This window comes from Streptomyces sp. NPDC019937 (assembly GCF_040631655.1).
In the GTDB taxonomy this organism is placed as follows: Bacteria; Actinomycetota; Actinomycetes; order Streptomycetales; family Streptomycetaceae; genus Streptomyces.
This window is the reverse complement of record NZ_JBEYAL010000007.1, coordinates 86,865-98,135: the sequence shown is the minus strand read 5'-3', so window position 1 is coordinate 98,135 and position 11,271 is coordinate 86,865. Positions and strand designations below refer to the sequence as shown.

The window sequence follows — 11,271 nt, the reverse complement described above, 5'->3', positions numbered from 1 at the left end:
CGCCCCGGACCACCGGCAGCGGTGTCGCGGCCCGGTGCGCGGGCAGCGGCCGGGCGTGGCGGTCAGGCGGCTACGGGGCGGACGTTCTGGCGGACCCAGTCGACGATCGACGTCGTCGTCGCGCCCGGGGTGAAGATCTCCGCCACGCCCTGTTCCTTCAGCGGGGGGATGTCCGCGTCGGGGATGATGCCGCCGCCGAAGACCTTGATGTCCTCCGCCTCGCGCTCCCGCAGCAGCTCCAGCACCTTGGCGAACAGGGTCATATGGGCACCGGAGAGGATCGAGAGGCCGATCGCGTCGGCGTCCTCCTGGATCGCGGTGTCGACGATCTGCTCGGGGGTCTGGTGGAGGCCGGTGTAGATGACTTCCATGCCCGCGTCGCGCAGCGCTCGCGCGATGACCTTCGCGCCGCGGTCATGGCCGTCGAGCCCCGGTTTGGCCACCACCACACGGATCGGACCGGTCACACCCATCGCAGCCTCCAAGCCCTAGTGCGCTCATCCGCGTGAACGAACGTTATCTCCAGCTTCCCGCAAGCATCCCCTACCCGGCAGTTTCGCGATGCGCAGGGAGGGGGAAATCACACCCGGAACGTCTTCGACCTCGGGTCGACCACCAAGGGGAGCCGCAGCGGGGACCGTCGCACCGCGCAGCGCCGCCCGGCAGCCGTATGGACGACGGCATGGCATGGGCATGGCGGCGCGGTGCGGCGGCGCGGTCTGCCACGGCACGGCCGCAGTCACGGCTGCCCCGACGCACGGGCACAAGGGGGCGGTCGTCATGGGCCTCGTCCACGCACAGCACAAGAGGGCCCGGGCCCTCGCTCTCGATCTGGCGATCCTCGCCGGGCACCTCCTCCTCTACCCCACCGGCCTCCGGCAGGAGCGTCCGCCCGCCACGCCCCCGCCCGACCTCCGAGGACACCGTCCCGTGCTGCTCCTCCACGGCTTCATCGACAACCGTTCCGTCTTCGTGCTGCTGCGCCGCTCCCTCCTCCGCCACGGCCGCCAGCATGTCGAGGCCCTCAACTACTCCCCCCTGACCTGCGACCTCCGCACCGCCGCCGCGCTGCTGGCCCGCCACGTGGAGGACGTCAGCGCCCGCACCGGCCACCGTCAGGTGGACATCGTGGGCCACAGCCTGGGCGGGCTGATCGCGCGGTACTACGTCCAGCGGCTGGGCGGCGACGCACGGGTGCACTCCCTGGTCACGCTGGGCACCCCGCACTCCGGCACCCGCGTCGCGCCCTTGTTGTCCGCACATCCGCTCGTGCGTCAGATGTGCCCGGACTCCGAGGTGATAACGGAGTTGAGGCAGCCTGCCCCCGAATGCCGTACGCGTTTCGTTTCTTTCTGGAGTGATGTGGATCAGTTGATGATCCCGGCGGAAGTCGCCCGCATAGACCATCCGGATCTGATCTTTCGCAACATCAAGGTCAGCGGGGTGGGACATCTCGCCCTACCGGTCCGCTCGGCCGTCGCCACCGGGATCCGGGAGGCCCTGGACGCCGCCGATGCCACGCGGGCGGACACTTCGGGTGCCTTCTCGGTCGCTTGATACGGCCGAAAATTGCCGAACAACCGTCGAACGCCGGGCCAAGAGTGGGCGCACAGTCAACCGAAAGAGGTCCAAATGCCCTTTCCCGCGCTGCTCAAAACTTGCTGAAGATTGTCGCTTCCGCGTACCGCCGGGTACAGTCGCCGCTAATTCTCCTGCAGCCGAGGCGAAAGAGAAGTTGGTGGTGAACGACCGTCACCCGTCGGGGGCAACCCCGACCGTCCCCGCTCCAGACGCCTCGTATTCCTACGACGAGGCCTACGGCCAGCACCAGGACACAGCGCACGGTTACGCCGGGTACGACGGGTACCCCACCGGCAGCTTCGCCAACCTCGCCGCGTACGACGAGCCCGATCCTCTCTTCGGCTCCCTTCCCGGCGGCTACGGGGACGGCCAGGGCGGCGACCCCAACGGCGGGCACAGCGGCCAGTACGACGCGCCCCAGTGGAGCGACGGCGGCGCGTACGACACCGGCGCCTACGACACCACCGCGATGTGGGCCGCCTCCGGTCATCAGCTGCCCTCCGATGTACCCACCCAGCGGCAGGACGACACCGGCGGCCACTGGGACGCCGACGCCTGGGGTGCGCAGTCCCACCAGTGGGACACGGGCGCGTACGACACCACCGGGCAGTACGGCGACGCCGCCACGGGGCAGCTCGACGCGGGCCAGTACGACACCGGCCAGTACGACACCACCGGCCAGTACGACACGGGCCAGTACGACACCGGCCAGTACGACACGGGGCAGTTCGACACCGGACAGTTCGATACGGGCCACTTCGACACGGGCCAGTACGACGTCTCGGGGCAGTACGAGGTCATCAGCCAGCACGCCGCGTACGACACCTCCGGCGTCGACACCGGGCAGACCCAGTTCTGGGACACCTCGGCCTACGCCACCGTCGACGAAACGCAGTACGCCGAGCACGCCGAGCACACGGCGCACACCGAGGACACCGCGCACACCGCGGTCTTCGAAGCCGTGGCCGAGGCGGAACCGGAACCCCACCCCGACCCCGAACCCGCCGCCGACATCACCCCGCCGCCCGCCGCCACCGCCACCCGCTCCGGCGGCCGCGCCCGCCGCCGCACCGCGCCCTCCCGCCCCAAGCGCTCCGCGCTCCTCACCGTCGCCGTCCCGTCCGTCTGCGCGCTCGGCGTCACCGCCGTGGCCGCCGCTTCCGTGAGCGGCATGTCCAGCGACACGAAGGACGACACGACCACACAGGCGGTCCCCGACGCGCAGCCCGTCAAGGCCTCCGTCGCCAACAGCGAGATGGACACCCGGCTCGCCGGGGTCGACGACGGCGTCAACGACTTCCGGGAGCGCGCCAGCCGCACCCAGGAGCGGATCGACCTCAAGGCGCGCCAGGCCGCCGAGAAGAAGCGCAAGGCGGAGGAGGCGGCGCGCAAGGAGGCGATGCGGCCGAAGTTCGCGCTGCCGGTCAAGCAGCACGGACTGAGCGCCGGCTTCGGCCAGGCGGGCATCAACTGGATGTCCCTGCACACCGGGATCGACTTCCCGGTCAGCCAGGGCACGCCCGTCATGGCGGCGACCGACGGCACCGTGCGCACCCAGTGGAACGACGCCTACGGCAACATGGTCATATTGACCGCTCCCGACGGTACGGAGACCTGGTACTGCCACCTCAGCAGCACCAAGATCCGCTCCGGGACGGTCAAGGCCGGGGACGTCATGGCCTACTCGGGCAATTCCGGCAACTCCACCGGCCCGCACCTGCACTTCGAGGTGCATCCGGGCGGCGGGGCGGCCGTGGATCCGCAGCCGTGGCTGCGCAGCCACGGCCTCGACCCCAACTGACCTGACCGGCCCCGCCCTTAAAGCTAGAGCTTTTCGACCGGCGCGTACCGCAGCAGCAGCCGCTTCGGCTTCTCACCGCCGAAGTCGATCGTCGCCTCCGCGTTGTCCCCGGTGCCCTTCACCGCCACCACGGTGCCGAGCCCGAACGAGTCGTGCGTCACCCGGTCCCCGATGGCCAGGGAGACCACCGGACGGTCCTTGGCCCGCCGCGTCGCGAAGCCGGACGCGGAGGACACAGAGGATCCAGCCCGGGAGCGCGACGACGAGAACCCCGACGACAGCCCCGAGCCCGCCCCGGAGCCCGACATGGCGCCCATCGACGCCGACGGGGTCGCGGGCCCGGTGCGCCGCCACCGCACGTACTGGTCGGGGATCTCCTCCAGGAAGCGGGACGGCGGGTTGTACGCGGGCTGGCCCCACGCGCTGCGCATCGTCGACCGGGACAGATACAGCCGCTCGCGGGCGCGCGTGATCCCCACGTACGCCAGCCGCCGCTCCTCCTCCAGCTCCTTGGTCTGGCCGAGCGCGCGCATGTGCGGGAAGACCCCGTCCTCCATGCCGCTGAGGAAGACGACCGGGAACTCCAGCCCCTTGGCCGTGTGGAGCGTCATCAGGGTGATGACCCCGGCGCCCTCCTCGTCCTCGTCGGGGATCTGGTCGGAGTCGGCGACGAGCGCGACCTGCTCCAGGAAGTCCGCGAGCGTGCCGGGGTTCTCCTCGCCCCGGTCCTGCTCGAACTCCAGGGCCACCGAGGCCAGCTCCTGGAGGTTTTCGATACGGGTCTCGTCCTGCGGGTCGGTGGACGCCTGCAGCTCCGCCAGATAGCCGGTGCGCTCCAGCACGGCCTCCAGGACGGTCGCCGGGCCCGCGCCCGACTCCACGATGGTCCGCAGTTCCTCCATGAGCGCGTTGAACCGCTTGACCGCGTTCGCCGAGCGGGCCGCCATGCCGTACGCCTCGTCGACGCGGCGCAGCGCCTGCGGGAAGGTGATCTTCTCGCGCGCCGCGAGCGCGTCGATCATCGCTTCGGCGCGGTCGCCGATGCCGCGCTTGGGCACGTTCATGATGCGGCGCAGCGGTACGGCGTCCTCGGGGTTGGCCAGCACGCGCAGGTACGCGAGGACGTCGCGGACCTCCTTGCGCTCGTAGAAGCGGACCCCGCCGACGACCTTGTACGGCAGCCCGACCCGGATGAAGACTTCCTCGAAGACACGGGACTGGGCGTTGGTGCGGTAGAACACCGCGACGTCCCCGGCCTTGGCGTCCCCCGCGTCCGTCAGCCGGTCGATCTCGTCGGCGACGAACTGGGCCTCGTCGTGCTCGGTGTCGGCGACGTAGCCGGTGATGGTGGCGCCGGTGCCGGCCTCGGTCCACAGGTTCTTCGGGCGGCGGTTCTCGTTGCGCTCGATGACGGCGTTGGCGGCGCTCAGGATGGTCTGGGTGGAGCGGTAGTTCTGCTCCAGCAGGATCGTCCGCGCGTCCGGATAGTCCTCCTCGAACTGGAGGATGTTACGGATCGTGGCGCCCCGGAACGCGTAGATCGACTGGTCGGCGTCGCCCACGACGCACAGCTCCCCGGCATCCTGCTCATCCGTGCCGGTGCCCACCAGCTCGCGCACCAGCGTGTACTGAGCGTGGTTGGTGTCCTGGTACTCGTCGACCAGGACGTGCCGGAAGCGGCGGCGGTAGTGCTCGGCGACGTCCGGGAACGCCTGGAGCAGATTGACCGTGGTCATGATGATGTCGTCGAAGTCGAGGGCGTTGGCCTCGCGCAGCCTCGACTGGTACATCGCGTACGCCTCGGCGAGCGTCTTCTCGAAGCCGTCCGCCGCCTGCCCCGCGAAGGTCTCCTCGTCGATCAGCTCGTTCTTCAAGTTGGAGATCTTGGCGCTGAACGACTTCGGCGGGAACTTCTTCGGGTCCAGGTCGAGATCCCGGCACACCAGCGCCATCAGCCGCTTCGAGTCGGCGGCGTCGTAGATCGAGAACGATGAGGTGAAGCCCAGCTTCTTCGACTCGCGGCGCAGGATGCGCACGCACGCGCTGTGGAACGTCATCACCCACATCGCGTTCGCCCGCGGGCCGACCAGCTCCTCGACCCGCTCCTTCATCTCCCCCGCCGCCTTGTTGGTGAAGGTGATGGCGAGGATCTGCCCGGGGTGCACGTGGCGGGTGCCGAGCAGGTACGCGATGCGGTGGGTGAGCACCCGGGTCTTGCCGGACCCGGCCCCCGCGACGATCAGCAGCGGCGAGCCCGTGTGCTCCACGGCGGCCCGCTGCTGCTCGTTCAGCCCCTCCAGCAGCGCCGCCGGGTCGACGGCCGGGCGGGCCGCGCCGTCCCGGTAGTACGCCTCTCTGGTCCCCCCGCTCGGCACCGGCGCGTCGAAGGCACCGCTGAAGAGGTGGTGCGGCACGTCCTCGCCGCCTGAACCGCCGGCGGGATCCGGGTGCGCGGAATCCTCGGGCGGCGGGGGCTCCTCGCCCGGAGGCCCGAGATCCGCCAGGAAGCTGTCGTCAAAGAGGCTGCTCATCGCTCACCGAGTTTAGGGGGTGCCATCCGGACCATGCCGGGCTCGCGGGCCCTGGCACGCACGCTCGCCGATCCGGCCTGGTCCGGACGGCACCCCCTAGGCGCCACACTGACAGCCTACGCATGGACTGCGTAGGGATGTCACGAAACGGTTTCGGGCAAAACGACCACCAGCCTTCACAGGAGCACCACGAGTTGGCTACCGTCCTCCCCCAGGCGGCCCGTACACCCGTCGGCGAACCGCGCCGGCCCGGGCGGCCTCCGCCGAGTCCGGCCACGTCGCAAGGCGCCCGGAGCCGGGGACCCACAACGCAACACCGGGGTGAATCGGCCCGAGCAGCGGTACGGCGTCACGACGCGCCGGCCGCCCGCGCACGGCCGTAGGGCAACCTTCCGAACCGCCCGAACCCGACAGCTAACCCGGTAGGCGGTCCACGGAAGGAGTCGCCTCCCTTGGCGTCGCACCGCAAGCCGCGGACCCGAATACCCACCGCCGCCGCCTCCACCGGGCGCCGTACCGCCGTCGGATTCACCACCGCCGCCCTCGCCTCCGTCACCCTCCTCTCCCAGACCGCGAACGCCGCCCCGGGCGACCCGAAGCCCGGCACCACGCAGTCGATCGAGGCGGTCAAGGAGAAGGTGGACACGCTCTACCACCAGGCGGAATCCGCCACCCAGCACTACAACGCCGCCAAGGAGCGCTCCGAGCGGCAGCGCACCAAGGTCAACCGGCTGCTGGCCGATGTCGCCGAGAACACCGAGAAGCTCAACGAGGCCCGCCGCACGCTCGGCACCTACGCCGCGGCCCAGTACCGCGACGGCGGCATGACCTCGAGCGCCGCGAGCCTGCTGTTCTCCAACGACCCGCAGGACCTCTTCGACCAGTCCCATCTGATGAGCCGGATGGCCGGTTCGCAGAAGAGAGCCGTCGACGACTTCCAGACGCAGGCGGCGAAGGCCGCCAAGGAGCGCGGGGAAGCCGCCAAGAGCCTGGCGTCGCTGACCGAGACCCAGAAAGAGCTGAAGACCAAGAAGAAGTCCGTCCAGGACAAGCTGTCCCAGGCCCGCCGGCTGCTGGCGAGCCTGACCGCCAAGGAGAAGGCGCGGCTGGCGGCGATCGAGAAGAAGAAGGCCGAGGAGGCCCGGCGCAAGGCGGCCGAGCTGGCCGAGAAGCAGCGGCAGGCCGCGGCCCAGCAGAAGCAGGAGCAGCAGCAGGAGCAGCAGTCGAGCGGAAGCTCCTCTTCCGGCAGTGGCTCCGGCAGCGGCTCCTCCACCTCCACGAACAGCACCAAGGCGGCCAAGGCCATCGACTTCGCGGAGTCCCAGCTCGGCAAGCCGTACGTCTGGGGCGCGACCGGCCCCAACTCCTATGACTGCTCAGGGCTCACCCAAGCCGCCTGGAGGACCGCCGGTGTCTCGCTGCCGCGCACCACGTGGGACCAGGTGAAGGCCGGTACGCGCGTCTCGACCTCCGACCTCAAGCCCGGTGATCTCGTCTTCTTCTACGACGACATCAGCCACGTCGGCCTCTACATCGGCAACGGCATGATGATCCACGCCCCGAAGCCCGGAGATGTGGTCAAGAAGGCGCCGATCACCGAGATGCCGATCTACGGGAGCGTCCGGCCCGCATGACAGGCAGGAGACGCCGCGGCTGCCCGATGCGCGATCGGGCAGCCGCGGCGCTTCCGCGTCACGTGATCACGCGATCACGTGCCCGGCTTACGCCCGTACACGTACACGTCGTCGCCGTTCCGCAGCAGGCTCCAGTACTTCTTCGCGTCGCCGGACCGCATGTTGACGCAGCCGTGGGAGCCGGGCGGCGACCATACGCTTCCGGCGATGGAGTGGAAGGCCTGGCCGCCGTCGAAGAACTGGCTGTACGGCATGGCCACGTGGTACAGCGTCGACCAGTGGTCTATGTCCCGCCAGTAGACCTTCTTCAGCCCGGTGCGGGTCTCGTACTTGTCCCGCCCGGTACGCACCGGCACCGGCCCGAACACCAGCCGCGAACCGTCCTGCACCCAGCTGAGCTGCCGGGTGAGGTCGACGCAGGCGATGCGGCCCTTGTTGGTGGGGCACTTGCGCGCCGCGTTGGGGTTGCGCCCCGCCGCCTGCTGCGCGTTGATCAGCTTCATGACGCCCCAGGTGACGGGGCCCGCGTAGCCGATGGTCGGGCTGATGCCGTGGTTGATCTGGAAACTCCGCGTCGCGCGGCAGTCCCCCGAGGACTGCCGGCCGTCGACGGGACGGCCGAGGAATCGCTCGACCTGCTTCTGATACGGACCGGTGCTCGCCGTACACGACGTCGCCGCCTGCGCCGGTGCCGTACCGAGTGCGACGGACAGCGGCACCACCATGCCCGCCATGCCCAAGGCGACCGCCGTACGGCGGCGCCATGCCCGCCACGCCCCGAACCCTGCCTTTACCCCCATTGCGCGCTCCCTCCGGGCTTGCCCTTGACGGGTAAGACAGTCGAAGAGCGCGTCGGGTTGCGCTTACGGGTGCGATTTCCCCCATTCCGCCCCTTCCCGCCCCCGGTTGGCCCAGCAGCGACGCGGGAGGGAGGGCGGGTGCCGGGGTCAGGTCCAGGGGTCAGGTCCAGAGGACGGCGATGAAGATGTTCACCGTCGTCAGCGCGCCGACCGTCCCGAACAGCGCGGGCTCCACCTTCTCCTCGTCCCGCTTCACATACACCAGGCCCAGGATCACGACCAGCAGCGCCAGCTTGACGCCGATCTTGACCGAGTTGACGGTCTGATCGTCGGCCTGGTTCAGCCCGACCAGTGCGGCGCCCGTGACCAGCATGGTCAGGGCGCCGTGCAGCATGCCCGGCGTCATCCGCGCGCCGCCCCCGCGCATCGCCGTGAGCTGGGAGAGGAAGCCCCCCAGCAGGGCGGCGATGCCGACGATGTGCAGGCCGACGAACACATTGATGAGTACGTCCATGGCACCGGAGACTAGCCCCGCGCATATCACCGCCAGTCACCCGGGTGGGCCCCGATCGGCACATCGGTCACAGCCGCCCCGATCCCGCCCTCCCCACGCCGCCCCCGTGATCAGCGGACGCCACCGGTAGGACGAATCCGTCCAGCTCCGGTCATCCCAGCGCGCCGCGCCGCCGCCCGGCCTAGCTTCCCCTCACAAGACGTCCTGTCCCCGCAACGGAAGGTGAATCGCCGCAGTGGCGCCGCAGCCCCCTACGAAGCCGAAGCAGCGGCACCGCTCGTCGCTCACCGGCACCACCATCCGCACCGCCGCGACCCTCGCCCTCGCGGGAGTCGCCTCCGCGACGGCCCTCCCGGGCATCGGCCACGCCGAGCCCCGCCTGACGTCCGCCCAGGTGAAGGCGAAGGTCGACGCGTATCAGCGGGAGGCGGAGGAGGCGACCGAGAAGTACGACGGCGCCCGGGCCGCCGCCGACCGGGCGCAGCGGTCGCTCCACCGGTTACGCGACGAGGCCGCCCGCCGCACCGCCCGCCTCAACACGGCGCGCAACGCCCTCGGCGCCTTCGCCGCCGCCCAGTACCGCTCCGGCACCGTCGCCCCCACCCTTCAGCTGGCCCTCGCCTCCTCCACCGCCCAGTACCTCCAGCGCGCCTCGCTCGCCGACCGCGCGGGCGACCGCCAGGCGGTGACGATCGCGAGCATCACCCGCCAGGAGCGGTCGCTGCGCCGCGTCCGGGGCGAGGCGGCCGACCGCCTCCACGCGCTGCGCGCCGCGCAGACGGACGCGTCCCGCCACAAGCACGCGGTCCAGGAGAAGCTGGCCGCGGCCGACGCGCTGCTGGCCAAGCTGACCCGCGCCCAGCGCGACCGCCTCCGCGCCGCCCAGGACGCCCACGCTCCCACCGCGTCAACCCCCCGGGATCACGCCCCCGCCGGGACGGGCGGCCGGGCGGCGCGCGCCATCTCCTTCGCGTACGGGGCGCTCGGCAAGCCGTACGTCTGGGGCGCGACCGGGCCGTACGGCTACGACTGCTCGGGGCTGACCCAGGCCGCCTGGCGCGCCGCCGGGGTGTCCCTGCCGCGTACCACCTACACCCAGATCAACGCGGGCCGCCGCATCTCGCGCGGCGAACTCGCCCCCGGTGACCTGGTCTTCTTCTACTCCGGCGTCAGCCATGTCGGCCTCTACATCGGCAACGGCCTGATGATCCACGCCCCGCGCCCCGGCGCCCCGGTCCGGGTGGCCCCGATCGACCAGATGCCGTTCGCGGGCGCGGCCCGCCCGGTCTAGCGGTCTCGAAGGAACGGCAGCAGGTGGTCGGGCAGGGCCTCGGGACTCTCCTCGGGCACGTAGTGGCCGCAGTCGGGGAGGACGACGCTGTCGAGCCGTTCGGTCACCGGGTCGAGCAGGGCGGCGAGGCGCTCGCCCTGGCCGCGGGCTCCGGCTACGCCGAGGACCGGCATGTGGACACCAGCCGTGGCCGGCGACGGCGGTGGTGGTGTTCCATGGCGACCTGCGGAAACGAGGTGAAGAAGGCCAACCTCAAGAGCCACCGAGCGGCACGAGAGGAAGCCGCGCTCAGCCGGCCGTGATCGGCTCCTGGAGTTCCGTCACCCACTCGTCGCGGTTCTCCGGGCACTCCAGGTAGATCTCCCGGGGGTATCCGGCCGACCGGTAGCCGTTGGCCTCGATCCAGCGGCCCAGGGTCTGGATGGTCGGCAGGACCGTCTCCATCGAACCCCGGTGGACGATCGTCGCCGCCCGCTCGACCGGCGGCAGGTCCACGACCCGCAGGCCGTCGTGCTCCCCCACCGGGGCCGCGACCTCGATCCCGGCGTGGATGAGGACACCGCCCTCCGGCGCGTCCTCGTAGGAGGCTACCCCGGGTCCGGTCGGCGTGATCCCCGCCGCCGCCAGACGTGGGAGCAGTTCCCCGTACAGCGGCTGGATGACCGGTCCGATGGCGTCGAATCCGGTCGCCACGCCGGTCAGTTCGGCGACGCGCACGCCCGGCAGGCTCTTCACCGCGACTTCGTCGGACGACATCTGTCCCTCGCTCTCGATCGACCGGAGCCTCGCCTCGACCCGCACCAGCCGGGCCGCCGCGGCCGTCATCGCGGCCTCCAGGTCGGCCCGCCGCACCCGCAGCATGGTCCGCAGTTCCTCGGTGGTGACCTTCTCCTCCAGGATCTCCCGGACCTGCGAGAGGGTGAAGCCGAGGTCTTTGAGGGCGATGATGCGGTTGAGACGGGCGAGCTGAGCGGCGGTGTAGTACCGGTAGCCGCTGACGGGATCGACCCGGGCGGGGTGCAGCAGTCCGGTCGCGTCGTAGTGGCGCAGCATCCGGACCGACACCCGCCCATGCCGGGCGAAATCTCCGATGGTGAACATGATGTCTCTCAGTCCACG

11 protein-coding genes and 1 riboswitch are annotated in these 11,271 nt (G+C 70.7%); of the genes, 5 read left to right on the top strand and 6 right to left on the bottom strand.

What is annotated here, in order from left to right; genetic code table 11:
- Positions 1 to 62 precede the first annotated feature (62 nt).
- Positions 63 to 473: a cobalamin B12-binding domain-containing protein gene (locus ABZ562_RS08830; protein ID WP_055546766.1), complete on the bottom strand. Its 411-nt coding sequence runs from the start codon at positions 471 to 473 to the stop codon at positions 63 to 65.
- Between the two features lie 307 nt (positions 474 to 780).
- Here ABZ562_RS08830 and ABZ562_RS08825 point away from each other — a divergent pair, with 307 nt between their 5' ends.
- A complete protein-coding gene (locus tag ABZ562_RS08825; RefSeq protein ID WP_361475719.1) occupies positions 781 to 1,557 on the top strand; it encodes an alpha/beta fold hydrolase in 777 nt (258 codons plus the stop codon).
- A 184-nt stretch (positions 1,558 to 1,741) separates the two neighbouring features.
- Complete coding sequence (locus tag ABZ562_RS08820; RefSeq protein ID WP_361475717.1) at positions 1,742 to 3,382, top strand: M23 family metallopeptidase; 1,641 nt, start codon at positions 1,742 to 1,744, stop codon at positions 3,380 to 3,382.
- Positions 3,383 to 3,405: 23 nt separating this feature from the next.
- Here ABZ562_RS08820 and pcrA read toward each other — a convergent pair whose 3' ends face one another.
- Positions 3,406 to 5,913: a DNA helicase PcrA gene (gene pcrA / locus ABZ562_RS08815; RefSeq protein WP_361475715.1), complete on the bottom strand. Its 2,508-nt coding sequence runs from the start codon at positions 5,911 to 5,913 to the stop codon at positions 3,406 to 3,408.
- Positions 5,914 to 6,164: 251 nt separating this feature from the next.
- Positions 6,165 to 6,358: riboswitch (cyclic di-AMP (ydaO/yuaA leader) on the top strand.
- Positions 6,359 to 6,365: 7 nt separating this feature from the next.
- On the opposite strand from pcrA, the gene ABZ562_RS08810 reads away from it, so the two are divergent.
- Positions 6,366 to 7,547 (top strand): NlpC/P60 family protein, encoded by a 1,182-nt coding sequence (locus tag ABZ562_RS08810; protein ID WP_361475713.1) that lies wholly within the window; start codon positions 6,366 to 6,368, stop codon positions 7,545 to 7,547.
- Between the two features lie 74 nt (positions 7,548 to 7,621).
- Here ABZ562_RS08810 and ABZ562_RS08805 read toward each other — a convergent pair whose 3' ends face one another.
- A complete protein-coding gene (locus tag ABZ562_RS08805; protein WP_361475711.1) occupies positions 7,622 to 8,347 on the bottom strand; it encodes a L,D-transpeptidase in 726 nt (241 codons plus the stop codon).
- Positions 8,348 to 8,507: 160 nt separating this feature from the next.
- Positions 8,508 to 8,861, bottom strand: a complete 354-nt coding sequence (locus tag ABZ562_RS08800) for a hypothetical protein (protein ID WP_361475709.1) — start codon at positions 8,859 to 8,861, stop codon at positions 8,508 to 8,510.
- A gap of 235 nt (positions 8,862 to 9,096) precedes the next feature.
- On the opposite strand from ABZ562_RS08800, the gene ABZ562_RS08795 reads away from it, so the two are divergent.
- Positions 9,097 to 10,152 (top strand): C40 family peptidase, encoded by a 1,056-nt coding sequence (locus ABZ562_RS08795; RefSeq protein ID WP_361475707.1) that lies wholly within the window; start codon positions 9,097 to 9,099, stop codon positions 10,150 to 10,152.
- Here ABZ562_RS08795 and ABZ562_RS08790 read toward each other — a convergent pair.
- A complete protein-coding gene (locus ABZ562_RS08790; RefSeq protein ID WP_361476039.1) occupies positions 10,149 to 10,325 on the bottom strand; it encodes a hypothetical protein in 177 nt (58 codons plus the stop codon). The genes ABZ562_RS08795 and ABZ562_RS08790 overlap by 4 nt on opposite strands.
- Here ABZ562_RS08790 and ABZ562_RS08785 point away from each other — a divergent pair, their 5' ends adjacent.
- Positions 10,326 to 10,454, top strand: a complete 129-nt coding sequence (locus ABZ562_RS08785; protein ID WP_361476009.1) for a CGNR zinc finger domain-containing protein — start codon at positions 10,326 to 10,328, stop codon at positions 10,452 to 10,454.
- Here the strand turns inward: ABZ562_RS08785 and ABZ562_RS08780 are convergent.
- Entirely contained in the window at positions 10,441 to 11,253 is an 813-nt protein-coding gene (locus ABZ562_RS08780; protein WP_361475705.1) for a MerR family transcriptional regulator, read from the bottom strand. The two genes, ABZ562_RS08785 and ABZ562_RS08780, sit on opposite strands and share 14 nt — an antisense overlap.
- Positions 11,254 to 11,271 lie beyond the last annotated feature (18 nt).

Excerpts from the sequence above, each read along its gene's own strand:
- ABZ562_RS08780 (WP_361475705.1), bottom strand. The coding sequence starts at position 11,253 with ATGTTCACCATCGGAGATTTCGCCCGGCATGGGCGGGTGTCGGTCCGG.
- ABZ562_RS08830 (WP_055546766.1), bottom strand. The coding sequence starts at position 473 with ATGGGTGTGACCGGTCCGATCCGTGTGGTGGTGGCCAAACCGGGGCTC.
- pcrA (WP_361475715.1), bottom strand. The coding sequence starts at position 5,913 with ATGAGCAGCCTCTTTGACGACAGCTTCCTGGCGGATCTCGGGCCTCCG.
- ABZ562_RS08800 (WP_361475709.1), bottom strand. The coding sequence starts at position 8,861 with ATGGACGTACTCATCAATGTGTTCGTCGGCCTGCACATCGTCGGCATC.
- ABZ562_RS08805 (WP_361475711.1), bottom strand. The coding sequence starts at position 8,347 with ATGGGGGTAAAGGCAGGGTTCGGGGCGTGGCGGGCATGGCGCCGCCGT.
- ABZ562_RS08825 (WP_361475719.1), top strand. The coding sequence starts at position 781 with ATGGGCCTCGTCCACGCACAGCACAAGAGGGCCCGGGCCCTCGCTCTC.
- ABZ562_RS08790 (WP_361476039.1), bottom strand. The coding sequence starts at position 10,325 with ATGCCGGTCCTCGGCGTAGCCGGAGCCCGCGGCCAGGGCGAGCGCCTC.